25 protein-coding genes are annotated in these 24642 nt (G+C 59.1%); 4 read left to right on the top strand and 21 right to left on the bottom strand.

The annotated features are described in order from the left end of the window. Positions 1-90: 90 nt before the first annotated feature. A complete protein-coding gene (locus E0486_RS00290) occupies positions 91-1293 on the top strand; it encodes a hypothetical protein (RefSeq protein ID WP_131850133.1) in 1203 nt (400 codons plus the stop codon). A 47-nt stretch (positions 1294-1340) separates the two neighbouring features. Here the strand turns inward: E0486_RS00290 and E0486_RS00285 are convergent, their stop codons facing one another. The 11 genes from E0486_RS00285 to nosZ form a co-directional block, all read right to left on the bottom strand. Next, positions 1341-1838 carry a c-type cytochrome gene (locus E0486_RS00285; protein ID WP_131850132.1) on the bottom strand — a complete coding sequence of 166 codons (498 nt, stop codon included), beginning with the start codon at positions 1836-1838 and terminating at the stop codon, positions 1341-1343. A 56-nt stretch (positions 1839-1894) separates the two neighbouring features. After that, positions 1895-2302 (bottom strand): hypothetical protein, encoded by a 408-nt coding sequence (locus E0486_RS00280; protein WP_131850131.1) that lies wholly within the window; start codon positions 2300-2302, stop codon positions 1895-1897. 14 nt (positions 2303-2316) lie between these two features. Further along, positions 2317-3204 carry a transporter family protein gene (locus E0486_RS00275; RefSeq protein WP_131850130.1) on the bottom strand — a complete coding sequence of 296 codons (888 nt, stop codon included), beginning with the start codon at positions 3202-3204 and terminating at the stop codon, positions 2317-2319. Positions 3205-3296: 92 nt separating this feature from the next. Then, positions 3297-4709, bottom strand: a complete 1413-nt coding sequence (locus tag E0486_RS00270; protein WP_165917133.1) for a cbb3-type cytochrome c oxidase subunit I — start codon at positions 4707-4709, stop codon at positions 3297-3299. Further along, a complete protein-coding gene (locus E0486_RS00265) occupies positions 4696-5061 on the bottom strand; it encodes a c-type cytochrome (protein ID WP_131850128.1) in 366 nt (121 codons plus the stop codon). The genes E0486_RS00270 and E0486_RS00265 overlap by 14 nt, the downstream gene beginning before the upstream one ends. 36 nt (positions 5062-5097) lie before the next feature. Then, a complete protein-coding gene (locus E0486_RS00260) occupies positions 5098-5865 on the bottom strand; it encodes an ABC transporter permease subunit (RefSeq protein WP_131850127.1) in 768 nt (255 codons plus the stop codon). Then, positions 5862-6617: an ABC transporter ATP-binding protein gene (locus E0486_RS00255; protein ID WP_131850126.1), complete on the bottom strand. Its 756-nt coding sequence runs from the start codon at positions 6615-6617 to the stop codon at positions 5862-5864. The genes E0486_RS00260 and E0486_RS00255 overlap by 4 nt, the downstream gene beginning before the upstream one ends. Then, positions 6604-7845 carry a nitrous oxide reductase family maturation protein NosD gene (nosD, locus tag E0486_RS00250; RefSeq protein ID WP_131850125.1) on the bottom strand — a complete coding sequence of 414 codons (1242 nt, stop codon included), beginning with the start codon at positions 7843-7845 and terminating at the stop codon, positions 6604-6606. Before nosD ends, E0486_RS00255 begins: the two co-directional genes overlap by 14 nt. Before the next feature lie 3 nt (positions 7846-7848). After that, positions 7849-8874: a nitrous oxide reductase accessory protein NosL gene (locus E0486_RS18690; RefSeq protein ID WP_165917132.1), complete on the bottom strand. Its 1026-nt coding sequence runs from the start codon at positions 8872-8874 to the stop codon at positions 7849-7851. Positions 8875-9033: 159 nt separating this feature from the next. Then, on the bottom strand, positions 9034-9594 hold the full coding sequence (locus E0486_RS00240) for a fasciclin domain-containing protein (protein WP_131850124.1): 561 nt from the start codon (positions 9592-9594) through the stop codon (positions 9034-9036). Between the two features lie 60 nt (positions 9595-9654). Further along, positions 9655-11652: a Sec-dependent nitrous-oxide reductase gene (nosZ, locus tag E0486_RS00235; protein WP_131850123.1), complete on the bottom strand. Its 1998-nt coding sequence runs from the start codon at positions 11650-11652 to the stop codon at positions 9655-9657. A gap of 191 nt (positions 11653-11843) precedes the next feature. On the opposite strand from nosZ, the gene E0486_RS00230 reads away from it, so the two are divergent. Continuing rightward, on the top strand, positions 11844-12296 hold the full coding sequence (locus E0486_RS00230) for an RrF2 family transcriptional regulator (protein WP_131850122.1): 453 nt from the start codon (positions 11844-11846) through the stop codon (positions 12294-12296). A 69-nt stretch (positions 12297-12365) separates the two neighbouring features. On the opposite strand, the gene E0486_RS00225 is transcribed toward E0486_RS00230, so the two are convergent. After that, positions 12366-12560, bottom strand: a complete 195-nt coding sequence (locus tag E0486_RS00225; RefSeq protein WP_131850121.1) for a hypothetical protein — start codon at positions 12558-12560, stop codon at positions 12366-12368. Positions 12561-12671: 111 nt separating this feature from the next. Further along, positions 12672-13058 (bottom strand): PAS domain-containing protein, encoded by a 387-nt coding sequence (locus tag E0486_RS00220; RefSeq protein ID WP_165917131.1) that lies wholly within the window; start codon positions 13056-13058, stop codon positions 12672-12674. Positions 13059-13790: 732 nt separating this feature from the next. On the opposite strand from E0486_RS00220, the gene E0486_RS00215 reads away from it, so the two are divergent. After that, entirely contained in the window at positions 13791-14516 is a 726-nt protein-coding gene (locus E0486_RS00215) for a hypothetical protein (RefSeq protein WP_131850119.1), read from the top strand. Positions 14517-14577: 61 nt separating this feature from the next. Here E0486_RS00215 and E0486_RS00210 read toward each other — a convergent pair whose 3' ends face one another. Together E0486_RS00210 and E0486_RS00205 are read right to left on the bottom strand one after the other, a co-directional pair. Then, positions 14578-14997, bottom strand: coding sequence for a response regulator (locus tag E0486_RS00210; protein WP_131850118.1), 420 nt, complete (start codon positions 14995-14997; stop codon positions 14578-14580). Between the two features lie 100 nt (positions 14998-15097). Continuing rightward, entirely contained in the window at positions 15098-15289 is a 192-nt protein-coding gene (locus E0486_RS00205; RefSeq protein WP_131850117.1) for a hypothetical protein, read from the bottom strand. Positions 15290-15363: 74 nt separating this feature from the next. On the opposite strand from E0486_RS00205, the gene E0486_RS00200 reads away from it, so the two are divergent. Then, positions 15364-15561, top strand: a complete 198-nt coding sequence (locus E0486_RS00200) for a hypothetical protein (RefSeq protein WP_131850116.1) — start codon at positions 15364-15366, stop codon at positions 15559-15561. A gap of 114 nt (positions 15562-15675) precedes the next feature. Here the strand turns inward: E0486_RS00200 and E0486_RS00195 are convergent, their stop codons facing one another. The 6 genes from E0486_RS00195 to atpB form a co-directional block, all read right to left on the bottom strand. Then, on the bottom strand, positions 15676-19827 hold the full coding sequence (locus E0486_RS00195; RefSeq protein ID WP_131850115.1) for a hypothetical protein: 4152 nt from the start codon (positions 19825-19827) through the stop codon (positions 15676-15678). Between the two features lie 210 nt (positions 19828-20037). Beyond that, a complete protein-coding gene (atpA, locus tag E0486_RS00190) occupies positions 20038-21615 on the bottom strand; it encodes a F0F1 ATP synthase subunit alpha (RefSeq protein ID WP_131850114.1) in 1578 nt (525 codons plus the stop codon). 27 nt (positions 21616-21642) lie between these two features. After that, positions 21643-22206 carry an ATP synthase F1 subunit delta gene (atpH, locus tag E0486_RS00185; protein WP_131850113.1) on the bottom strand — a complete coding sequence of 188 codons (564 nt, stop codon included), beginning with the start codon at positions 22204-22206 and terminating at the stop codon, positions 21643-21645. A 76-nt stretch (positions 22207-22282) separates the two neighbouring features. Next, entirely contained in the window at positions 22283-22777 is a 495-nt protein-coding gene (gene atpF / locus E0486_RS00180; protein ID WP_131850112.1) for a F0F1 ATP synthase subunit B, read from the bottom strand. Positions 22778-22926: 149 nt separating this feature from the next. Further along, the gene (atpE, locus tag E0486_RS00175; protein ID WP_131850111.1) at positions 22927-23175 is read right to left on the bottom strand and encodes an ATP synthase F0 subunit C; all 249 of its coding nucleotides are present in this window, start codon (positions 23173-23175) and stop codon (positions 22927-22929) included. A gap of 151 nt (positions 23176-23326) precedes the next feature. Beyond that, a complete protein-coding gene (gene atpB / locus E0486_RS00170; RefSeq protein WP_131850110.1) occupies positions 23327-24571 on the bottom strand; it encodes a F0F1 ATP synthase subunit A in 1245 nt (414 codons plus the stop codon). Positions 24572-24642: the final 71 nt, after the last annotated feature.

Here is a 24642-nt window from a genome sequence, read left to right as displayed (position 1 = left end):
ACGATAGAACGGCAGGCACTTTGTTCACTTTCCGCTGGCCGGATCCGGTCATTGGATACCGCCGCGATGCGGCAGCGCTTAATTTCGTTTATGCATAGCAAGCATCTTTATTTCCGGCTCGGGCTGCTGAACCTGGTACTGGTTGCACTTTTTGGTTTCCTGATGCGCCTCAAGATCGTGTTCGAATTACCCATGATCGACTACCGGAACCTGCTCAGCGCCCATTCGCATTTTGCGTTCGGGGGATGGGTCGGCTTTATGCTGCTGTCCTTCTTCACGGTGTACTTGCTGCCCGCCGAAAACCGGCGCTGGTTTGGCTACCTGCTGCTCTTGATAAACGGTTCGGCGCTGGGTATGGCACTGACTTTTCCCTGGGAAGGTTACGGCGCCGCCTCGCTGTTCTTTTCCTCCGCCTTCATCCTGCTGACCACTGTCTATGCCATCGCCTTTTTACGGACCAGCCTGCGTACTATAGAAAAAACTACGCGGATGCTGATCTATTGGGCGCTACTAGCGATGATCTTGTCGACAGTCGGGCCCGGCCTACTGGCTTGGATGATGTCCGGTGCCTCGGCTAACCCCTACCTGCACCGCAGCGCGATCTACTGGTTTCTGCATTTTCAATACAACGGCTTTTTCACGCTGGGCATCTTTGCGCATTACCGCTCGAGCCTGGCCGGCGCCCCTGCCGTTAGTCCCTGGACAGGCCGCTTCAGCCGGCTTCTTTGCGCGGCGCTTCTCCCCTCGTTATTCCTGTCCTTGCTCTGGCTGAACCGGCCGTTCTTCTACGTGCTGGGCGCCGCGGGCGTGTTGCTGCTGCTGGCGGCGCTGTATGCCTTCGTGCGGATGTGGCAGCAATCGGGGCACCTGTCCTCACACCGGACGTTGCTCGGGCGCCGCCTGCTGCGCTTGTCCTTTCTGTCGCTTGGGCTGAAGCTGCTGCTCCAGGCCGGAACCATCATCCCCGGGCTGGGCAACGCCGTCTTTGGCGACCGGCCGGTGATCATCGGGTTTCTGCACCTCGTGTTCCTGGGGTTTGTGAGCTTTTACCTCCTGGCGCACCTGGCCGAGGAAGGCTATTTTACGAAGACGCGGGGTGGATCCATCCCGGTTTATGTATTTGCCGCCGGCATCTTCGCTAACGAAGGGTTGCTGATGCTGCAGGGGCTGGGTGTGCTGCTCGGCACCAACAGCAGCCTGTTCAGCTGGGCCTTGTTGGGTGCCGCCGGCCTGTTGCTGAGCGGCGCGCTGCTGATGGCGCTTTCCGCCTGGCGACGACCCACAGGGGCATAACAAAGCCGCTGCAATATTGCAACGGCTTTGTGGAAACACAGGAAGCATTACTTCTTGCCGTCGTTGGCGAACATGAATTCAAGTACGGCGCGCGCGTCGGTCTCGGTCAGGTTTTGGTTGGGCATCTTAACCATACACTCTTCCACCATTTTCTGGGCGGCCGTGTCTTTGTTAAGCATTTCCTCCGTGTTCATCACGAAGTTCATCACCCACTCCGGCTTGCGGCGGTCGGTGACGCCTTTCCAGCCCGGGCCCACCAGCTTTTCGCCGGAGAGTTTGTGGCAGGAGCCGCACTTCACTTCATAAATGCTCTTGCCGCCGGCAACGAGTTTTGAGTCGAGGGGATTGTTCAGCTTAACCTCGGTTACCGGCCCGATGCCGTGGGGATTGCTGGCGGCGGCCTCAGTGCTTCCCGTGCTGCCCGCGTCGGTGGTAGTGGTTGCGGGGGGCGAGCTTTCCGGCGCAGAATTGCCGGAGTCCGAACCGCAGGAAACCGCGAGCAAACTACAGGCGCCCAGCGCCATGGTCAGAAACGCATTTCTCATAATGATGGGTTTATTGTTAAAAATAAAAAAGGGACGTGGAAAGACGCAAGCTCCGGCTAGCGCGCCTCGAAAGGAACAGTGCGCAGGAGCGTATGCCCATCGTGATCGAGCGTGAGCTTGATACGCAGCTCCAGGGCCACCGGGGTGGGCCGGTCGTTCACCCAGTACCGGTCGATGTGCAGCGTATCGTTGTGATCGTGTACGTGCTCGGAGTAAAGACTTGTCGTGTCGTTGACCGGGCACACCGACCATTCATAACCGTGAATCGTGGCCGGAGCCGTGGCTGTTGCCCGGAGGTGCAGCGTGTCGCCGTATCGGTACTGCGCCTGGATACCCGGCTCAAAAATTGTCAGCACAGCAGTTCCAGCAGTAGTGGCCGGCGCAGGCACATCGCCCTGGTGACGGGTGCAGGCCAGCAGCGCCAGCAGGGGCAACGCGGAAGGCAGGATCATTCTGTAGTTCATAAAAGTAGGTTGGTTCAGAAAAGAAAAGTGGTCCGTACCGAAAAGCCCGGCTTCACCTGCACGAGGCCACCGGCCAGGTGCTGGGCGATGGGCGCCTGGTAGTTGACACCCAGCGACACTTTGCGGGTATTGAAGTCGACGCCGCCGCCGGCATACACTACCTCGCCGCCCGAGTCGGGCTGAAGTACGTGGTTGCTGGCGTCGGTCAGCTGCCATTCGCCGCTGGCCTGCAGGTAAGGCGTGAGCGACCAGTTGCGCCGCTCGCGGCGGAAGGCCGCCTGTACGCCCGTGTTGAGTACGTCGCCGTAGCGAAAGCCGTCCCGGTTCACCGTATTGTATTTATACGACCCGGTGGCGCTCAGCGACCAGTGCCGCACGCTGAGGCGGTATACGCCGTTGAGCAGCACATCGGTACTGCCCGTACCCAGCTGAAAGTTTTGTTCCTCGATCTTGGACGCCGCGGCCGCGGTATAGCTTCCCGACGGAAGCTTCACACCCGCACCGGCCACGAACACCTGGCGCACCCCCTTATCGCTGCTGCGATCCCACAAGCGGTATTGCGCCAGCAGCGTTGCGTCGCCGGCGCCGCTCAGCGTGCGTGCCCCCGCGTCATTGCGCAGCGTATTGAATTGCCAGGGAAGCAAAGCCACGAGCTTAAGACGCTTGCCGGCTGCATACTGCACGGTAAGCAATAAGCTGTTGTATCGTTCCGTGCCCACGTTGCCCCCGTGCCCCGCCGTGTGGTAAAGACGATGCAGGTAACTGAGGCCAACGAAATTCTTCGACAGGTGCGGAAACAGGTTGGGATTATAGTAACTCACGCCGCAGCCGCATATGTCGCAGGCGCGCGCCGGCGCGGTTGAAAGGGCCAGCAGTAAAAACAGGACGGAAAGCGGTTTCATGAGCAGTTCTTTATTGAGACACAAAGGTCTTATTAACAAGGCGGGGCTTTGGCTAACGCCCCTCAACGCCCGGGATGACAATGGTCACGTGCCTAGCGCAGGATGCCTGCGGCGGGCTCTGCGACCACAACGCTCCGAACCACCGGATCCTGCACGGTCTTCGGCTCGCGGCACCACAACACGCGCAACAGGGACACCACAATCAGCGCGAGGCCGGCAAAGAGAAAAGCACCACTGCCGGCAAACAGGCGAAACAGGGGCGCCGCGCGTTGCATGATGGTAGCGAACGACTGCCCCGACGAGGTCCCGGCGATCTTCACCAGTCCGCTCCCCAGCAGCGAGATCCAGAACAGCAGCAGCGACCCGTTGCTGATCCACACGCCCAGCTTGATACGCGTTTCTTCACGGGCGAAACCCTGCGGCCGGGCGCGCGTAAGCATGTAACTGATAGAAGCGAGTAGCAGCATCGAGTTGATGCCGATGGTGGCGCCCATGGCATGGGCAACGGTGATGTGCGTACCGTGCGTATAGCGGTTGATGGCGGGCACCGACAGCGCGATCGCGAGCACGAGGTTCAGCAGGATCCAGCCGTCGGCCAGCGACAGCAACCGGAACGTGAGGCTGTGAAAGCGGCGCCGCGCTTCGCTCATTGTGCGCCGGAATTTGAACAGCAATTGCGCCAGCAGGAGTAGCTCAGTCATGCTGATGGCATACGACACGCTGCGCACCCACGGCGCAGCCGGCACCACGTAGGTATGGTGCCCCCAGTTGAACAGCAGGTTGGTAAACCCAAGGAAGAAAAAGAAGAAAGCGGTCCGTCCCTGCGCCAGTTTCTTGTCGCCGTTCAATTGTTGCATCACGTACAGGCTGCAACCATAGATCAGCATGTTCCAGCTGCCGACCATCGAGCCGAGGGCCTTCCACTGCACCGTCACGTCGCGCACCGGGTTGCCGAAAAAGTAGTCGGACACCCACAGGTAGCTTTCCGATAGGGTGATGAAGAAGAACAGGAGCCCGGCTGTCCAGCTGAAATAATAAACCGGCGCCCTGCGGAAGCGAGGACGCAGCGTAGCGAAGAAGTTGACAGCGAGTGGCAGCCACGAAAGGGCGATGAGCATCCCAAGGGCCGGTGGAAATTCCAGGTACTCGCGCCCGCCGAAGCGGCCGGCGAAGAAGCAGCCGATGATGAGAAGCGAGCTCACTACCTGCAGTGCGAAGTGGAGCCAGCCCCCTTTTGGCCAGCGTAGCGGCCGGCCCGCCACGCGGGGCACGTAGAAATACAGTCCCGCCTGCGCCGCCGTGAAGATCCAGGAAGTCGCAAGGTATACATGCAGCGGCCGCGTTTTCTGAAAGGCCAGCTGCGTGCGCAGGAAGGCAGGCAGCACGTACTGCAATCCGCCGAGCAAGCCGAAGCTGAGGCCGAGCAGCAGGTAACAGAGTGCCAGGGCCACAAAGGCCAGCGCGATGCGGTCGGAGCGTCGATAAAGAGCGTCAGGGTTGCTCATGTGCGAAAGCATCTATGGAGCGCAGGTAGGCCAGCAGGCTTTCTACCTCTCCGGGTGTGAAATGAAAATTCGGCATGCGGCTGCCCCCCGATTGGAGCAGGGCCCGCAGGTAAGCAGGGCCGCGCGTGGAGTCGCTCCAGGCCGTGGTCAGGTCGGGACCGAGGTAGCCGCCCAGGCCAAAGAGCTGGTGACAAGCGGTGCAGTTGTGTTTTTGGAAAAGCCGCTTCCCCGCGGCGGCCTCCGCCGTCCACACCGGTGGCGCCGCCGGCGCGTCAGTGCCGCGGGTATAGACCAGCGCACTGTAGCCCGCATAAGCTGCCAGCAGGCATAAAGCGATCAGTACCCGTACCATAAATCCCGATTCAACATGTGATGTGTTTTGTCTGCGTCAGAGGTCTTTTTTCCTGAAGATGCGCAACGCCCAGTACAGCGGGAGCAGCACCCAAAGCACCAGCACACCGAGTGTGAGCACCGTGCCGGCGGCGGTTCCGAGAAAGTCTTTGTACAGCGCGCCGGTATAGCCCATAAGAGCGCTCACGTCGAGGTGGAGCATGATATAGATCCGCCCCAGGTCCACGGGATTGAGGCAGGAAAGCACGAGCGTCGGCGTCTCCATCGGGTAGTCGGCGAAGGCGAAAAGCAACAGCAGCAACAGGCCGTCGTAGATCAGCGCACAATAAAACCAGATGAGCAACGCAGCGCCGATGCCACGGGCCTTGTCGCGGCTGCGCGCCGAGGCGAGAAAGGCCAGCGAGGTAAACACCAGTGTGAGCAGGCTGCCGACCAGCAGCAGCGACAGCCCCGTGGCGTTGCCGTTGTAAATAAGTACCGGGATGCCCACGCCTACGAGGAAAGCTACCAGCAGCGACGACGAGATCCCCGCCCATTCCGACAGAAACACTTTGCCGCGACTCAGGGGCTGCGTCAGCAGCAACTCGAGAAACTCGTAGGAGTTGTACCAGTGTATGGTAGCGAAGACCATGCTCACCAGCGGCACCACGATCAGGATGATGTTCAGCAGGCTGAGCACCGCTTTGGAGGAATCTTCCTCGAGCTGGAACAGGCTAAGCGACACCAGTAGCAGGAAGGCCGTATAGGCCAGCACCACCTTGTTGCGCAGGATGTCGTACAACACATAGCGGGATATCTTCATCATGATCCGTTCGAAATTTTGACGTAAAGAAATTCGTGGCTGGCCCCCTGCAGTCCGTGCTGCATCAGGTGGGCCACGGCTTTGCCCAGGCGCAGCTCGCCGGTCAGGCGCTGCAGGGCACCCACGGTTTCCTGGAACAGGATGCGGCCGTCCTGCAGAAAGAGCACGTCGGTAGTTACTTCCTCCAGGTCGGAGAGCACGTGCGACGTGATCAGGATCAGTTTGCCCTTCGCTTTTTCGCGCAGGATCTTTTTCTTCAGCACTTCACTCGCCAGCGGGTCGAGGCCGGCGGTGGGCTCGTCGAGGATGAGCACCGGTGGATCGAAGAGAAAGGCGAGCGCCGCGCTCACCTTCTGGCGCGTGCCACCCGAAAGTCCGCGCATCGGCTTGTCGCACAGGGTGTCGAGCTTATACTGGTAATACAGCTCTTCGTCGATGCGCGCTTCGCTTCCGCGCAGGTCGCGGATCATGCGAAACAGCTGGCCGATGGTCATGTTGTCGGGGTAGCGGCCGATCTGCGGCATGTAGCCGATGCGGCTCCGGTAGGCGCTGTCGCCGGCCACCGGTTGCCCGTCGAACGTCACCACGCCGCTGTCCGGGCGCACGAGCCCGAGAATCGTTTTGATCAGGGTAGTCTTGCCCGAGCCGTTGGGGCCCACGAGCGCTACCACCCGGCCGGCGGCAAAGGCGGTGCTGATGGCGTCGAGAGCAACAAGCTTGCGAAAGCGCTTGCTGATGTTGTTAATGTGGATCATTGTGGTACGGTTTCATGAGCGGGGTGCTGTCGGCCATCCCGTTCGGCGTGAGACTGGGCATGGCTTTCTCCGCTTTGTCGAGCAGCGTCACCATGAAGCTGCGGAGCAGGATCACCGACTGCGGGTTGCGTTCGATGATCATCGAGTAAAGGCTCACCGGGTGGTAGGGCACGTCGCCGGTGCCGTCGCGGTTGAGGTCATAGCCGTCGTATTTGTCCCAGTAGTTGTTGTAAAAGCGGTTCAGCATCAGTTCGCCGTTGGTGGCCACATCGAACGTGTTGCCCAGAAAGTTGTTCTGCCGCACGGTATTGTCGTTGCACGATGCCGAGATGCGCAGGCCCCAGCCGTTGGCCCGGAAGATGTTGGCCACCACATCGATGCGGTTGGTGCTTTCCATCAGGATGCCGGCCGTGTTCGCTTCGAAGCGGTTTCCGCCGATCTGCGCGTCGGAGATCTCCTTCAGCAGCAGTCCGTAGGCATTGGCGCCCCAGTTGCGCTGGAATACGTTCCGCTCCATACGCACGTGGTGCGAATACATCACCGCCACGCCCGCGCCGTTGGCGGAGAAGGTGTTGCCCACGTAGCTGTCGTTGTTGGAAAACATGAAGTGCAGCCCGTAGCGGATGTTGTGGTGGCTGACGTTGCTGCGGATAGCCGAATTGGTTACGAACTCGAAGTATATCCCGTCGCGATGGCCCTGCACATCATTGCTCAACACCTGCATGCGGTCGCACTTCCAGAGGTGGATGCCGTTGCCGGATGTTTGCTCCGTGCGGGCGATGCCAGCGATGCGGTTGCCGGCGATAATGCAGTTGCGTGCGTTGGCCACGTGGATGGCGAAGAAGGCATTGCGGATCTCGTTGCCGGCCAGCACCACGTCGTGGGCGTCGATGACGCTGATCGCCGCATTGTCGTTCAGGCTCGAAAAGCCGGTGCCGGTAAAGCGAAGGCCCTGCACGCGGATAAAAGCGCCCGACAGTGTCAGTTGCTCGAAGCGGCCTTCGCCGTCCAGCAGCGGCCCGCCCACACCCAGCAGGGTAATGGATTTGCGCAGCACGATATTCCCTTCGCGGTAGGTGCCGGCGTGCAGGCGCACCGTGTCGCCGTTGCGGGCAAGGGCGATGCCTTCGCGCAGTGTGCGCACAGGGAGGCCCGGACCCACCTCGATAGTGCGGGCGCGCGCGATGGCGGCCGACAGTAGAAATACAAGCAGGGTCAGGAGACGCATAACTTACAGTTTGCCGAGCAGCTCCGCGCCTTGTGTCGGTGTGCCTTTTCCTTCGGCGAGGGCAGCGGCGCGGCTGGCGAAGGAAACGCTGTGGCTGTTCATGGGTGTTTTATAAAAAGAGTCGGTCAGGCTCCAGGCCGCGGCCGCCGGCAGCAGGTTGCCGCTGGTATAATCGGCGAAATAGAGCTGCGCGTCCTTTGCGGCATCGGGGTTCGATTTACGGAAGCGGGCGAGGCAGTGCAGGTCGTCGAACTTGTAGAGGCGGCCCTTGCGGGTGATGAGCTCCGCACCATAGTGCGTATCCACGATCGTCATCCGGCAATCGTCGCAGGCATCTCGGCCGGCCACAAACGGCTTCGGTCCGCTGCTGCAGGCGCTCAGCGCGGCAGCTACAAGTACGCAGGCGGCCAGTGCCCCCGGCTGTGGCAACCGTACCGCTGCCTGCGGCCGCACCCCCCGGCGCAGGAAGCGCTCCCAGCCCCATACGGCGAAGCACAGGAGACCAGCGCCAATAACGATCCAGCCACCGGTATCGGGGTAGGAATAGGCATCGAAGTTGAGCAGTTGCTTGTGGCCCAGGAGCGGCGGCTGGTAAAACAGCCCCGGCACCTGGATGGCGGCGTGCGGATCGAGGTGGTGCCCGTAGTCGTAGCCCCACTGGTAGAAGTCGTACATCGCGGTACCGGCGGCGGCGAGCAGCAGCAGCAGGTAGGCAAACAGGTGCTTGCGGCGCCCGCTCGCGGCTACCAGTAGGCCGAGCGCGATGAACACGCCCACGATGGTGCCGAGGTAATGAAATTCGGGAAACATCTTTTCATTGATGTGCTTCATCCCGATGTAGTGGTTGAGTCCGTTGATGATGTCTACCTGCCCGCTCAGGCGGTCGAGCCAGATGTACATCGTAAGTCCTTCGGGGTATTGCGGCGCCATCAGGAAAATGAACCATACCGGCAGCACGAAGGTCAGGCCGAGGGAAAGCGCTGCCAGCGCGATCAGGATCCGGGAAAGGGGGCGCATCTTGGGTTGCATAACTTGAATTTTCGATCCCGGGGGGCGGCCCGCACGAACGCGGGCCGCTTCGGAACCACATAAGCAAAAAGAACCAAAAAGAGCTGCAAATGGACTGAGCACGCTGCGGGCGCGAACTGATCTTTCGGCGTTCCCGGCCTGAGCAAGCGCAGCTTTTCTTTATTTAGAAGGCGGCAGCAGTACCGCGTCGATGACGTGGATGATGCCGTTGGAGGCCGGTATCGATGCGATGATCACCGCGCTGTTGTTGATCAGCACCTTGCCGTCTTTCTTCGTGATGCTGATATTGCCGCCGTTCACCTGGTTGAGCGTTTGCCCGTCCTGCATCAGGTCGGTTTTGAGGCTGCCCACATACACGTGGTATTGCAGGATGTCCTGCAGCTTCGCCTTGTTCTCGGGCCTCAGCAGGTCTTCCACCGTGCCCTTCGGCAGCTTGTCGAAGGCGGCATTGGTGGGCGCGAACACAGTAAACGGTCCGGCATTCGAAAGCGCATCCACCAGCTCGCCCGCTTTGACGGCGGCAACGAGCGTGCTGTGGTCTTTCGAGCTGGCGGCTACTTTCACCACGTCTTTCTGCGAATCATCATCCTGTACCGCCGACTGGCCGGCGGTTGCGGTCGCTTCGGTGGCATCGGCCACTTTGGGTGCTTCGGCGCTCTGGCAGGAGATCATGCCAAGGGCCAGTACGGTGGCCGTGGCAAAGAAGAAACGTTTTTTCATATCAGTGGGTTTTAGAGAAAGGGCCGGCACCGCCAGCGCGGGCCGGCCCATCCGGTTGATTCATTTTTCGAGGCTGGCCACAGGTGCCGGCTCGGGGCTTGTTTTACCGGTGCTGAACGAGATCGGCACGTTAGACCCGGTTGGCGATACCCTTACGTAGCCTTGCATTTCCTGGTGCAGTGCCGAGCAGAAGTCGGTGCAGTAGATCGGGAAGATGCCTACCCGCTCGGGGGTCCACTTCAGGGTTTGGGTTTCACCAGGCATCACAAGGATCTCGGCGTTGTTGGCGCCCTTCACCGCGAAGCCGTGCGGAACGTCCCAATCCTGCTCCAGGTTGGTAACGTGGAAGTACACCACATCGCCCATCTTCACGCCTTCGATGTTGTCGGGTGTAAAGTGCGAGCGGATGGCGGTCATATACACGTGCACTTCGTTGCCCTTACGTTCCACCTTGGCATTGGCGTCGCCTTTAGCCGCGTAGGGGCTGCCGTTTTCTTCGATGCGGAAGATCTTCTGGCTTTTCTTGTTGAGGAGCTCGGCCGGGATCGCTTCGGCGTAGTGCGGCTCACCCACGGTGGGGAAGTCGAGCAGCAGCTTCATCTTGTCGCCCTCGATGGAATACAACTGCGCGCTCTGGGTCAGCTCGGGACCCGTGGGCAGGTAGCGGTCCTTGGTGATCTTGTTGTACGCGATCACATACTTACCCCAGGGCTTCGCCGTCGGGCCGCCGGGCACCGACAGGTGACCGATCGAATAGTAGGTCGGCACGCGGTCGAGCACCTTCAGGTCTTTCACGCTCCACTTCACGATCTCCGACGATACGAAGAACGAAGTGTAGGCATTGCCCTTGTCGTCGAACTCGGTGTGCAGGGGTCCGAGGCCCGGCTTCTGCACCTCGCCGCGAAGGGCAGCTTCATACTTGATCACGGGGATGCCGTCGTAGTTGCCGTCAAACTGCTTTTGCGCGATCGCGTTCTGGATCTTGTCGAACGAAAAAACCGGGATCACCGCGGCCAGCTTGCCCGAGCCTACGATGCTTTCGCCGTCGGGGCTTACATCGCAGCCGTGCGGCGATTTCGGGCAGGGGATGAAATACACCATGTCGGGGCAATCTTTCGGATCGAGCACCAGCACGGAGTTTTCCATGGTGGAAGTGGCGTTGTGCGTTTTGTCGCTATAGGTATTGTGCGCGTAGCGAACGGCTTCTTTCACGCCTTTGCCGCTGCGGGCATACTCTTCGGCCTTTTTCCAGTTCACGGCCATGATGAAGTCTTTGTCTTTGGCCGACGCGTTCACTTCCAGCAGCGTGTTGGCCTTCTCGGAATTGTAGCAGGAGAAGAAGAACCAGCCGTGCGACTTGCCTTTACCGGCGCGGGCCAGGTCGAAGTTGATGCCCGGCAGGCGCAGCTGGAAGGCGATGTTCATATGCCCGCTTGTATCCACTTTAATAAAGGAGACGGTGCCCTTGAAATTCTGTTTGTAGGTGCTGATCGGCACGTCGCCGTTCTGGTTGTCGAGGGGCACCGAAAAGCGGGTACCCGCGATCACGTACTCGGTGTTCTCGGTGATGAACGGCGAGGAGTGGTTGCCGGCGCTGTTGGGGATCTCGAGGATCTCCTCGGTGCGGAAGGTGGAAAGGTTGATGCGGGCGATGCGCGGCGTATTGTTGGCATTGCCGAAGGCCCAGCGGCCGTCGTGCACGCCGGCCGTGGTAGACAGGGCGATGTGGTGCAGGTCGTCCCAGGGCACAAAGCCGTGCGAGGTAGTGAGCATCGGCTTCGTCTCTTCGCTGAAGCCCCAGCCGTTTTCGGGAAATTGCGAGAATACCGGGATGATGCGGAAGAGGCGACCGGAAGGGATGCCGTATACCGACATCTGGCCGTTGAAGCCGCCCGATACGATGCTGTAAAACTCATCGTATTTGCCGGGCGCCACGTACACTTTGGAGGCCGCGTCGCCCGTTACGGCAGCCGCCGTGCCTTTGGGCTTGCAGCCAACCAGCGTGGCCACCGCTACGGCGGCGACGCCAACTTGGGTTAAAATAGATCGGGAAAACATAACGTGTTGTTTGATGGTGAGAAAGACCGGAGAGGCTGTCTTTTCAGACGTTTTGGTTTGTTTCGCAACAAAGCTATCTGTGCCGCCCGCGGCGGCGGTTGAGCGGCGTCAAAGCGAAAGATGATTGAAATCAGACAGCCTTGTCTCTTTAATACGGGGGCTATTTTTGCAGGGAAAAAGAAAGCCACCCTATGTTTTTTTCGAAGTCGTTCGGGTATGCGTTGCGGGGAATTTTGTACATCGCCGCCTGCAGGGAGCAGCAGGCGTTCGTACAGACCGACAGCCTCGCGGCGGAGCTGGGCGTACCGCGACATTTTTTGGGCAAAGTGCTTAAAACCCTGAGCCGGCAAGGCTTTCTTCATTCCTCCAAAGGGCAGCGCGGCGGCTTTTCGGTGCCGCCCTCCGTGCTGGAGAGGCCGCTCATTGAGCTGCTGGCGGCCACCGACGGGCTCGCGATCTTTCATACCTGCGTGCTCCGCCTGCGCTCCTGCGACAGCAAACAGCCCTGCCCGCTGCATCCGCACTTCAGTCAGGTGCAGGAACACATACGCGCTATCCTTACCAACAACAGCATCGGCAGCTTTCTCGAGCCCGATAAAGCATCACTGCTCCGCAGCCTGACCGTAGACGAGATCGTGGAGTAAAAATCGAAGCGGATGCTTAATAAAAAAGCCACCCTTCCGGGTGGCCTCATGCATTGGTCGGTGACGGCCTTACGCCATTTCGGCTACGTTGTCCTGGCCTTTCTTGGCCAGCTTTCCGTATTGCTCCTTCACGAGGTCGGAAGCATTCGCCAGCAGGTCGTTGCTGCGGTCGAGCACCTTACGCACAGGTTCTTTATCGCGGAAATAATAAACGAGGCCGGCAACGGCAGCACCGGTCAGCAGGATTGTTACGGCTGTTTTCATATCTGTGTTTTCCAGAAACAGTTTCAATGATCGTACCAGATAAAAACGGGGTTGGGATTAGTGATAACCCACCCATTGACCAATCGAAATCAACGGTCGCGCTGTCGCCTCTCAGGCGATTTCGTTGTCGCGTAGCTCTCTGGTCAGCTTCGTGAATCCCACAACCCTGTTCTCGTCGTCGTGCAAAGCCGTGATCAGCACGCTGCCCCAGAACGTGGTGCCGTTTTTGCGCACCCGCTGGCCGATATGCCGCAGGCGGCCTTCGCGGACGGCCTGTTGCAGCAGTTGCTCCGGGAGTTGCTGCTCGCGGTGTTGGGGCAGGTAAAAAAGCCGGAAATTCTGACCAATGATTTGTTCTGCCCGGTACCCCTTAATGAGTTCTGCCCCCTTATTCCAGGTGAGAATGGTTCCGTCGATATCCATTAAAATAATGGCATAGTCCTGCACCTCTTCAATCATTCGCTGATGCAGGAGCTCAAGCAGTTCCTTTTTTTCCATATACAAAGGTACCGCCCTGCCTGCAAGGACAGTAAGCACGGACAGGGCCAGGAAACGGACCATCAGCACGGCCCGTGGAGGCAAAACAGCGAACAGGACGTACTCCTTCTATTTTTAAATCCCGTTTGCATTTCTGCAACCAAGGTTTCGGAAATAGATGGGCCTGGGCTGAATCAGGATCTCTTTTTTCACGCAGAGCGCATTGCCACTGCAATTGTTGCCACTAAGTCCATAAAACTGGAAACATTTTTTTCTTTATTCAAGGTGCCGGCTTAAATTAGTCTTACCGAATCCACCGCATCCTTCCTAAACCATTGCAACCTCCCAAAGCACCCCTTTCACTGCTCTTTCAAACAACTCCGCAGCCCCGGGATTCCTACAACCTCTTTTCCTTCCTGTACGCCGTTATAGGAACCTCCTACAAGACCCCGTAAATCGTACAGACGGTTATAGGAACCTCCTACAAACAGCCTTAAACCGTACATCGGCTTATAGGACCTTCCTACAGGCTTATGTCAAAAGCAACAAGGCCTTATAGGAACTTCCTGCAGGTACTCCTAAAGTGTACAGTGGCTTGTAGGAATCGCCTATGCGACCGCTGCCTGCGAAACGCATCGCCCACCGCCCGCAAGTACCCCTCCGTCAATGACTTAGGGGCCGCGGAACTGCCTATGACGCACCCCTTGATTGCGTGTATTTTTTATTTGTATAACCCCAAAAACCGGAACAACAATGAAAAAGATCAGGCTTTTCCTCGGCAATCCCTTCAACGATGCCCGCATCACCAACCTCCGCCTCGTGCAGTTCGCGCAGGACGCCTCCGAAGCCCTCAAAGGCGAATTCGCGGAGCTCGCCGTGCTGATCAACGATCGCGTAGAGCTCGTGCTGGTGACCCTCACCCGGGTAGCTACCGGCAGAACCAAGGGCAGTAGTGACACCGACGCGGTGGACGCATACATCAAGAAGGCCCATTCAATGATGAAAAAACACAGGGCACATATCGCCGTAGCCACCGGCGGTGAAGATTCGGAGGGCTTCCGCGCCTTTTACCCCGACGGCCTCAGCGGCTATGGGTTCGGCGAGCTGTCGCGCGAAAAGGCACCGCTCGTGTACAAGCGCGTAACCGACAGCCTGGCCACCTACGGGGCCGGCCTTTCCGCCGATATACGGACAGCCCTGGCCTCTATCGAGACTGGCTGGACGGCCCTGCGGGCCGGGCAGAAGACCACCCTCGAAAACCTCGATGGCAACCGCAACGAGCGCGACGAAGCGCGCCTGGAGCTCGAATGGGTGCTCATCGACGCCCTCCACGAAGTAGGCAAGAAGTACAAGAAAGAACCGAAGAAAGGGGAGGGATTCTTTAAGCCGCGCCTCCTGCTGCCGAAGGGCCGCAAAAAGGCGGAGGCCGATGTGCCCGCCGGTGCCGTGCCGGCCACTACGGCCGCCGCCAACGCATAGCTGCGACACACACGGATACCGCGAAGGCCGGACCGCAGGGTCCGGCCTTTTGCGTTCGCTGTTACAAAGAGGACAAGGGATGCTGCGCCTGGAATGCGGCGCAATATTCCAGCACGCGCTGAACGATCTCTTTCATGGCCGGACAGCTGGTCGGCTTTTTCAGGATGAGCGCATCGAGCTGTTCGATCACCTTGCGCTCCAGGGGGTTGCTGGCGGTGGTATAAATGACCACCGGGAGCTTGTCCAGACTTTCGTCCTGACGGATCTCTTTAAGCACCTGGATGCCGCTCTTGGGCGGCATGTTGATGTCCAGGATGACGGCGCAGATTTCGTCCCGGTGCTTACCCAGGAAATCAATCAGCTCATCGCCGGTGGCAAAGGCGACGATGGAATAATTCGAACACTCCAGGAAAACGTCATGAAGCATTTCCCGGTCATCGGCGTCGTCGTCGGCATATAGGATTACGTTGGGCTTGTGCATGGATACGGGTGTTATATTAGGGTACTAATTTAGGCCTGGGGGGAAATCATGATCGCTGCAAACCCTGCTGGCGGGAAAAAAATGTTTGTTTGGAGCAGTTTTACATCCGCTGTTCGGCCGGCGTCACGAAATCGTAAATGGGCAGTGAAAGCTGCGTGCGCAACTCGCGAATCTCTTTCCAAAGCTGGCCCAGCAGGCGAACATCCTCTTCGATGAGGCATTCCGCATAGGCGTCCTCCAACTCCTGTAATTGGACATAGGGGGACAGGGGTGTGCGTTCAAAAGGGTTCATAATACGGGTAAATAGGGGTAGGCCGCGTAAATTTACTAGCCGGCATGGGAAATTTACTAAACTCCTGTTCTTCCATGCCAATTATTTTCCGCAAAGACACGAAAGAGGACCGCAACGACGCCAGCGATGCCCGCATCGCCGTAGACCGGGCCTGCCACGTGGCGGGCCACGGCGTGGCCATAGAGTATCCCGGCGACGTGGAACGTTGTAAGGAGTTCGCGAACATCCACCTACTGCTGCCGGCGCCGACCCATCCCCGGCCCAACCCCTGACCCCTTCCCGAAGGGAAGGGGAATAGAGAAGGCTCAATAAAAAGCCCCGACGCCTGCGTCGGGGCTTTTTCGTTCCCCTTCCCTCCCGGGGAAGGGGTCAGGGGATGGGGTGGTTTAGAGCTTGATCACCTGCTTGTTGAACACCACGCCACTCTTCACATGCGTTACCTGGAGCGAGTAAGCACCGGGCGTCACGTTGGAGAGGTCGAGGGTATAGGTGGTGCCGGTGAAGGAGAACACCCGTCCGACGGGCTGACCGTATTGCGACAGCAACTGCACTGTAAAGGGACTTTGTTCGGCACCTGTGTAGCGCAGCAGCACGTTGCTGCGGGCCGGGTTGGGCCCCGCCTCGAACTGCGCCGCGAGGGCCGCCCGCATCGTGGCGGGGTCGCTTTGCGTACCGCCGCTTTGGGTTACCGGGCCGCAGGGATTGACCGCGATGCGGAAGCACATCGCTTTGCTTTCACAGGTATTGAGCGTGCCCAAAGCCGTAACGTGCACATACGCATAGGCTACACCGGGGCCCGCATTCACCGTGGTAAATGACGGCAGGCTATTGCCCGTGCCCGAAGCAGCCAGCCCGATGGAAGGGTTGTCGTTGGTCCATGTATAAATGCCGCTCGACCCGGTAAAGGGTATTGCCGACGTCACGATTCCACTGCAATAATTCTGGTTGCCCAGGGGCGTTATCACTTCCAATGCCTTTATTTCAACCGGCGCCCAGGCTTCGGCGCTACAGCTGGCCAGGCCGGATACTACGTACCGCACCAGGTAAAAGCCGGCCTGCGAGCCGCCAATATCGATGACGCCCGTGACCGGGTGGATGCTCAGCCCACTGGGGCTAGACAGGTAGAGTCCCCCGGTGCTCCCGGTAGAAATGGGCACGGCGGTTCCGGGAATGCGGCAGTAGCTGGGTTGCGGGTAACGGAGCGTGCCCGCCGACGGCGACGATGTAATGGTAAAGGTCCGGGACAGGCCACTGCAGCCCGCGGCAACAGGTGTCACCGTAATCGAAGCCACACCGGCCTGGGTGGGTTGAAAAGCCGCAATGTTGCCGCTGCCCGCACCGATTAGTCCGACACTGGTGTTGTTGTTCGTCCAGGAGTAGACGGCCGCGAAGCCGGTAAAGTTGATCGCAGCGCTGGTGCCGCCGACACAAAACGCCTGGTTAGGCACGGCATCCACGCGCGGTTCGGGCTTTACGGTAATGCGGAATACGTTGACTGATGCAGAGCAGCCGGTGCCTCCGCTCGGCACCGCGCGGATGTTGGCAAGTGCATTCGTGCTGCCGTTATTGACTGCGGCAAACGGGGGCAGGTCGCCACTGCCGTTGGAAGCAAGCCCGATCGCCGGGTTGTCGTTGGTCCAGTTGAAGGTGAGGCCCGGGGCGGGGTTGAATCCGATCGGGCTGGTGGTGCTGCCGCCGCATACGAGGCGGTTGCCCGTTACAGTACCCAGGTCGGGACGAATGACCACCGGGGCTGTAGTGCTCACCGGGCAGGCACCGGCCGTGACCGAATAGGTGACCACGTAGCTGCCCGCAGCGCTGCTGCCGATGTTGACCGAACCCGTGCCCGCGTTAAGTACCAGGCCGGCAGGAGCAGCGCTGAAGCTGCCGCCGGTGCTACCCGAGAAAAATACGTTGCCGGTCCCCGTAGAAGTACAGTAGGGCGACCCCGTGTACGAAAAGCTGGTGGCCAACGGGGCGGCGTTGATCGTGAAGGCGCTGCCCGGCGTACCGGTCACGGCAGGAATACTGGCTACGATGCGCACGAGGTAGCCGCTTCCGGCCCCCGTGCCCGCAGGAATGCTCGTTGTGATGGTGCCGGCGCCGGTGCCGCTCAGCGTTCCGATGGATACCGGGCTGGCGAAAGAACCGGAAGCATCACTCAACTGCGCGGTGAACACATTACCCGTGGTGAACGTGCCGGAGACGGTAAACGGTATGGAAAGCGCGGCACCGCCACAGATCTGGGCGGGCATCGTTCCGGGTACAATGGTCTGCCCGCCCGGGTCGCCCAGCAAGCGCAATACACGGTTGCGGCGCACGCCGTTGTAGCCAACAAACCCGCCACCTGCCAGGATCTTATTGTCGGAAAGCAGTTGCAGCGAACGCACGTCCCCCGTGATCCCGCTACCTATTGTAAAGGAGGCGTCGGCAACACCGCTGGCTTCGAGGCGCGCGATGCCTTTGCTGGCCGCTCCACCGGCATTGCCGAAAACACCGCCCAGCAGGATCTTGGTATCCGGCTGCACGGCGATGGCATACACCCAGGAATCCAGGCCGGGGTTGAACGTTTGATCACGGGTGCCATTGGCGTTCAGCCGCACCAGGAAGCCGATCGACTCCACATCGTAGCTCGAAAACCCGCCTCCGACCAGCAGTTTGCCATCCGCTTGCTGCGCCAGGGCGTCCACCGTAAAGTCGAAACCGAAGCCAGTATTCAGGCTGTTGTCGAAGCTCCCGTCGCTGTTCACCCGAAACAGGCGGGTTGCCGGGCTGGTGAAGTCGCCGCCGGCGAGCACCTTTCCGTCACTTTGAATCGCAACAACCTGGACAACATTGTCGATCGCGGGCGCCTGGAAGGTATTGTCGAGCGTACCGTCGCTGTTCAGTCGGATGAGGCGGCTGGTAGCTACGCCCCCATAGTTGCTGAAGTTACCGGCAACGATGATCTTCCCGTCGGCACACAACCGGATGCTGTGTACGTTATGGTCCGTGCCGCCCGGCAGCAGGAAGGCCGCATCGGCGCTGCCGTCGCTGTTGAGCCGTATGATGCGGTTGGCCGGGATGCCGTTATAGGTGGTAAAGTCACCACCCACCAGGATCTTTCCGTCTGGCTGCTGCAACACCGTACGCACTGTATTGTTGAATCCGGCACCGGTTGCAAAGCTTGGGTCTGCAGCGCCACTGGCATCGGTACGCACGATCCGCTCAAATTCCTGACCGTTGTAATACGAAAAAAGACCGGCGATAAGGTACTTGCCGTCGCTTTGCTGCGCAACTGCATTGACCGTGCTGCTGGCGCCCGTGGTCGCATTGAATTGGGCATCGATGCTTCCGTCGCCGTTCACCCGGGCTACACGGGAGGCGAAACGGTTTTGATAGCTGAAGAACATACCGCCGGCTACCAATTTGCCGTCTGCCTGTACGGAAATGGAGTTGACCGTATTCTGAAACCCCGTACCGCTGGCGAAGCCTGGCTGAAGCTGGCCATCCGGTGCAAGGCATACGATACGCCCGGAGGTGACGCCGTTGAACGCGGTAAAGCCTCCGGATACATACAGAGCACCGTCAGCCCTCAGTCCGATGCTGTTGACGGCACTGATGGGGCCCGAACCGATATTGGTGGCAAAGGTTGCGTCGAGGTTTCCCGATGCATCCAGCTTGACCAGGCGATTGGCGGTTGCGCCCTTATAGCTGCTGAAGCTGCCCCCCACGATGATGCTGCCGTCGGGGCGCCACGCAATCGTGCCTGCCGACAGGTTGAAACCCGTACCCGCGCTGAAGGTGCCATCCATGGTTCCATCGGCGTTGACCCGCACGATGCGGGTAGCTGAAGCGCCATTGTAAGTGGTGAAGTTGCCGGCAGCCAGGATCTTGCCATCGCCCTGCAGGGCTACAGCGCTCACCAGGTTGTTCAAGCCTCCTAAGGGGTCAAAGGAAAGGTCCAGGGTGCCGTCGTTGTTTAACACCGCTATCCGGTTGCGCGGCACGCCATTGTATTGCGTAAAGTTGCCCACCAGGTAGATCTTATCGTTGCTGCCTACCACCATACCGGTCACGGAGTTGTTCGGACCGGTGCCGGAAAGGAAGCTGTTGTCCAGGGTGCCATCGGTATTCAGCCGGGCAAGAAAACGGATCGTAGTTCCGTTATAGTTGCTGAAGGAACCGGCGATGAGCAGCCGGCCGTCACTTTGCGCTGCCATCACGCTGATACCCGTAGCTTGGGTCGCCGTTGCGAATGTATTATCGACCGTGCCGTCAGCAAGTAACCGCACCAGGCCACGCCGGGAAATTCCGTTAAACTGAAGAAATGAGCCGGCGACCATCGTTTTACCACCCGGCAGGGCCAGCACAGAGGTTACTGTATTGTTAGCGCCATCGCCGTTGCCGACGTCGCCGGTATTGAAGGCCAGGTCGAGGGTGCCGGCCTGTGCGCAGGCAGCATTGGCAAAAAGCAGGAGGGACATAGAGTGGAGCACAACCACCCGCAGAAAACGGGCGCGCAGCCGGAGTCCGGCACGGGAAATAAGCAGTGTCATGGTTTCGTTTTAGCGTGTTACGGGGAAATGAGTTCGCGGTACAGGAAGCTCAACCTTAAGCTAATATACCAATTCAGCCTTTTGTCACTATTAATATTTCGGAGATCCGCCGCAGTATTAATACGGAGTGCGCCCGCGAAAACCGGTTGCACGTTAAAATAAAAAGCCCCCGTATTTCTACGGGGGCCTTTGTATCGGGAAGCGTTGCGCTTACTTGAACTGGGGGATGAGGCTGTTGGACAGGTCCGTCAGCTTCTTGATCGCCTCGTCGGAGAGACCGCCTTTCTTGAACTCGGCCAGCACTTCGGGGTGCTTGTTTTCGAGTTCGAGCAGCAGTTGCTCTTCGAATTCCTTCACGCGGCGCACGGGTACGTCGCGGATGAGGCCCTGGGTACCGAGGTAGATGATGGCCACCTGCTTCTCCACCGGAACCGGCGAGTACTGGGGCTGCTTCAGGATCTCCACGTTACGGGCACCTTTGTCGATTACGAGCTTGGTAGCGGCATCGAGGTCGCCACCGAACTTCGAGAAGGCTTCCATCTCGCGGTAGAGGGCCTGGTCGAGCTTGAGGGTACCGGCAACCTTCTTCATCGACTTGATCTGGGCCGAACCACCCACGCGGCTAACCGAGATACCCACGTTGATGGCGGGACGGATACCGGCGTTGAACAGGTTGGATTCGAGGAAGATCTGGCCGTCGGTGATCGAGATCACGTTGGTGGGGATGTAAGCGGATACGTCGCCGGCCTGGGTTTCGATGATCGGGAGGGCCGTCAGCGAGCCGCCGCCTTTGGCGAGGTGCTTGATGCTGTCGGGCAGGTCGTTCATCTGGCGGGCGATGGCGTCGTTGTTGATCACTTTGGCGGCGCGCTCCAGCAGGCGGCTGTGGAGGTAGAATACGTCACCGGGGTAGGCTTCGCGGCCCGGGGGACGGCGCAGCAGCAGCGATACCTCGCGGTAGGCCACGGCCTGCTTCGAGAGGTCATCGTAGATGATGAGGGCGGCACGTCCGGTGTCGCGGAAGAACTCACCGATGGCGGCACCCGCGAAGGGAGCGTAGAACTGCAGCGGCGCGGGCTCCGAAGCCGAGGCGGCTACGATCACGGTGTATTCCATGGCGCCGGCTTCCTGCAGGGTTTTCATCACACCTGCGATGGTGGAAGCCTTCTGGCCGATGGCTACGTAGATGCAGTACACGGGCTTGCCGGCTGCAAAGAATTCTTTCTGGTTGATGATGGTGTCGATGCAGATGGCGGTCTTGCCGGTCTGGCGGTCACCGATCACGAGCTCGCGCTGGCCGCGGCCGATGGGGATCATGGCGTCGATGGCCTTGATACCGGTTTGCAGCGGCTCGGTTACGGGCTGGCGGTAGATCACACCGGGGGCTTTACGCTCCAGGGGCATTTCGTAGCGCTCGCCGGCGATGGGGCCTTTGCCGTCGATGGGTTCGCCGAGGGTGTTCACCACGCGGCCCACCATGCCTTCGCCCACTTTGATGGAGGCGATCTGGCCGGTGCGGCGCACCTTGGCGCCTTCGTTGAGCGTTCCGGTTTCACCCATCAGAACCACACCTACGTTGTCTTCTTCGAGGTTGAGGGCGATACCCTGCACACCGTTTTCAAATTCCACGAGTTCACCGGCGCGGACGTTGCCGAGGCCGTAAACGCGGGCGATACCATCACCGATCTGAAGAACGGTTCCCACTTCTTCCAGTTCGGCAGTGGTTTGCGCACCGCTCAGTTGCTGGCGAAGGATGGCACTAATCTCATCGGGCTTTATTTCAGGCATATTTGCTGATTTAGATGATTGTAGTTGTTATACGATTTTGTAGAGATAGTCATTCTTTTCGAACTGCCGGCCGATCTCCTGCAGCTCATAGGCAACGGAGGCGTCCACCAGCTTGTCGCCCGTTTGCAGCACGAAGCCGCCGATGAGGTCGGGGTTCACGCTGGTTTCGAGCTCGATGAGGTCGAGGTGGCCGCTGCTTTTCACCTGGGCCATGATGCGGTTCTTCGTTTCCTCGGAGATGGGAGCGGCCGTGGTGAGCTTTACCGTGTGAATGCCTTTGTGCTGGCGGTACTGCTGCAGGAAGGCGGGGATGATCTCCACCAGCTCGCCCTCGCGGTGCTTACCCACCAGCAGGCGGGCAAAAGCCATCGTCAGCTCGCTGACGTTGTTGCCGACCACAGCGTTGAGCACCGTCTGCTTTTTGTCGGCCGAAACCACCGGGCTTTTCAGCATCACGGCAAGGTCGCGGCTCTGGCGCAGCAGCTCGCGCAGGTATTGCATGTCGGCATAAACCGCCTCCAGCTGCCCGCGCTCCACGGCGAGGTCCAGCAGGGATTTGGCGTAGCGGCCGGCTAAACGGGGATTAGGCATATTCTAATGGGGTAATAGCGCTTCGGCTGCGCTCAGCGTGACAAAAGGCTTTGTCATCCTGAGCGAAGTCGAAGGATTAATTAAGTTTGATTTCGTTCACGAGGCCGTTGATGTGGGCTTCCTGCGCCTGCTGGCCGGAGAGCTCCTTACGCAGCACTTTCTCGGTCACTTCGATGACCAGCTTGCCCACCTGGTTTTTCACCTCGGTGAGGGCGGCCATCTTCTGGGCGTTGATCGCGGCCTGGGCTTCAGCGATGATCTTGTTGGCTTCCACCTTGGCTTGGTCCTTGGCTTCGTTCACCATCTTGTCGCGCGTTTCGCGGGCTTCCTTCAGGAGCTGGGCACGCTCTTCGCGGGCCTTGGCCAGCAGCGACTCGTTCTCATTCTTCAGCTCGGCCATCTCGGCCTTCACGCGCTGGGCGCTTTCGAGCGATTCGGCAATACCCTGCTCGCGGGCGTTCAGCGAAGACAGGATGGGTCCCCACGCAAACTTGCGCAGCAGGAAGAATACGATCAGGAAGGCCAGCAGGGTCCAGAAGAATAGGCCGGGTCCAGGTAATAAGAGATCCATATAGAGATTTCAGATTTTTGATTTCGGATTTGAGATTCCAGACTTCGCGATTTAGAATCTGAGCTCCTAAATCTGAAATCTGAAATTAAGAAACCGCGCCCTCGGCCCTGTGCGTCGGGCGCGGAAACTTCTTTTGCGAGCGGTTCGTCTTAAACGAACATGGCCAGGATACCGGCGATCACCGCGAAGAGGGCTACACCCTCGATAAAGGCGGCGGTCAGGATCATGTTGGCGCGGATGTCGTTCGAGGCTTCGGGCTGGCGGGCGATGGATTCTACCGCGCCGCGACCGATCTGACCGATACCGATACCGGCACCGATGGCAGCGAGGCCGGCACCGATAGCGCCACCTGCGTTAGCCCACATTACGTCGCTCATCAGAATGCTTAACAAGCTCATGGTTGTTGTTTTATAGAGATTAAAAAATCACAGTTTTTATTTCAGATTTCAGATCGCAGATTTCAGATTTATCGATACCTGCCTGAAAGCTAAAATCGGTTTGTTTTGACCCAGACCCGGCTTTCAATCTGAAATCCGGAATCTGAAATCATCAGATGATCACAGGTTCAGTGGCCGGGTGGCCGTTGTGCCCCACAATCTTCGCCTCTTCTTCGTGGTGATGGTGTTCTTCCGTCGACTGGCCGAGGAATACCGCGGTCAGGTTGGTGAAGATGAAGGCCTGGATAAAGGCAACCAGCACTTCGATCACGAAAATGAATACCGAGAAGGCGATCGACACGGGCATGAAGCCCCAGCCGGCACCCTTGCTCAGCGATCCGAAAATAAAGATGAGGGAGATGAGACAGATGATGATGATGTGGCCTGCCAGCATGTTGGCAAACAGACGGATGATCAGGGCGAAGGGCTTCGTCAGGATCGAGAGGATCTCCACCGGCACCATGATAAACTTGATACCGAAGGGAACCGGGGGGTTGAAGATGTGACCCCAATAGTGCTTGTTGCCGGAGAAGTTGATCACGAGGGCCGACACGATGCCCAGCACGGCGGTAAAGGCGATGTTGCCCGTAACGTTGGCCGAACCCGGGATGAGGCCGAACAGGTTGTTGATCAGGATAAAGAAGAAGATCGTCAGCAGCAGGGGCAGGTACTTCTTGTAGTTGTGGCCGAGGTTCGGCTTGGCTACTTCGTCGCGCACAAAGGTGATCACCGGCTCGATGGCATTCTGCATACCCTTGGGGGCGGTGGTCACGCCTTCGCCGTTCTTGTAGCGCTTGGCCACGCCGAGCATGATCCAGCACAGCACGATCAGCGCCAGCATCATTTGTACCACGTTGCGGGTGAGGGAAAAGTCATATACATGCGCGTCGCGGATCGGCGTACCGTCGGGGTTGACGGCGATAATGTTCTCGTTGCGGAGGGTCTTGAGGTAGGGTTCGTCGTAACCCTTGTGCTTCAGCTCCTCGCGGTAGTGCTCCGTTACCAGCTGGTAGCGACCTTCGGCGATGGCATGGCCGTGCTCGAACTTGCCCGAGCTGAAAACCTTCAGGCCGCCGGCTTCTTTGTCGTAAAGGATCACGGGCAGGCTGAGGCCGTAGTGGTGGTCGCCAATGGAAAAGAAGTGAAACTGGTGGGCGTCGAGTACGTGTCCGAAGATCACCTCGTTGGCGTCGAAGCTTTTTTTCTTACCGCCGCCATGCTCTGTTGCTTCCGTTGTGGGCTCCTCCGAATGCGGATGGCCGTCAGGCGTATGCTCTTGCTGCGGCTGGGCGAAGGACAGCACCGAAAACAGGCTGAAAACCGCTACCAACAAGGATTTGACACGTTTGATCGTCATAACAGTACCCGAAATTTGGCGCAAAGATAAGGGTGGGGTGCCAAATAACCGGGAAGAAATCGAAATAGAAA

Source organism: Flaviaesturariibacter aridisoli (genome assembly GCF_004343705.1).
GTDB classification, from domain to species: domain Bacteria; phylum Bacteroidota; class Bacteroidia; order Chitinophagales; family Chitinophagaceae; genus Flavisolibacter; species Flavisolibacter aridisoli.
This window is presented reverse-complemented; position numbering and strand designations above follow the sequence as displayed.